Consider the following 678-nt stretch of genomic DNA (forward strand, 5'->3'; position numbering starts at 1 on the left):
GTCATGTCCGATCCTCCTTCAAACCGATGAGCTCCCTGCCAAGTGGTGATCTGGTCGTCGAGCGGGTTGCGTGTCCGGGGCAGGCATAGATTGAATCCCCGCAAGCCGAGGACGGGAAATTCGGGGGCGGTTGGGCGTCGCGCGCATCCATTCAGCTCAGCTCCTCCCCCGAAATACACCGGCCGTCTCAGGTCCGAACGCGAGGGTTGCGGAGCAACCGAGGGTCGCCCCTCGGCCCCGACCCAACCCTGCGCCCAGTAACCGTCAGGGGCACACAGATCGGCGTCTGGTCTGGCTGACGCCGGACGGACGGCCGCTCAGGGGGAAGCCGTCCGAGCCGATCGGTGTCGCCGGAAGGCCGACGACCGGCTCACGGCTCGAGCACCACGCAGATCGCCCAGGCACCCACACTCCAGCTCTGATTTGTGCCGGGCCCCACTTCGTGCGCCTCGACGCTCCACCCGCTCCCATCAAGGCTGGGCTCACTGCGGAGGAGCGCCACGTTAGTAGTGCCGCCGCCGCTGCCGCCGCCGCCACCGATCACCACCTTCCCGGAGGGACAGACGGCTGAGACGACCTTGGAAGAGCTGTCCGCTTCGCTGCCCATAAAGACGATTTCGTAGCCGGTGACTCCGGGTCCGGCCGGGCCGGGCTCCCCCTGCGGACCCTGTTCGCCCG

General features: G+C 68.0%; 1 protein-coding gene. It reads right to left on the reverse strand.

From position 1 onward, the window contains the following. Nucleotides 1–370 precede the first annotated feature (370 nt). Nucleotides 371–607, reverse strand: a complete 237-nt coding sequence (locus tag GEV06_28860; protein ID MPZ21853.1) for a hypothetical protein — start codon at nucleotides 605–607, stop codon at nucleotides 371–373. Between the last annotated feature and the right edge of the window lie 71 nt (nucleotides 608–678).

Source organism: Luteitalea sp. (assembly GCA_009377605.1).
Classification (GTDB): Bacteria; Acidobacteriota; Vicinamibacteria; order Vicinamibacterales; family Vicinamibacteraceae; genus WHTT01.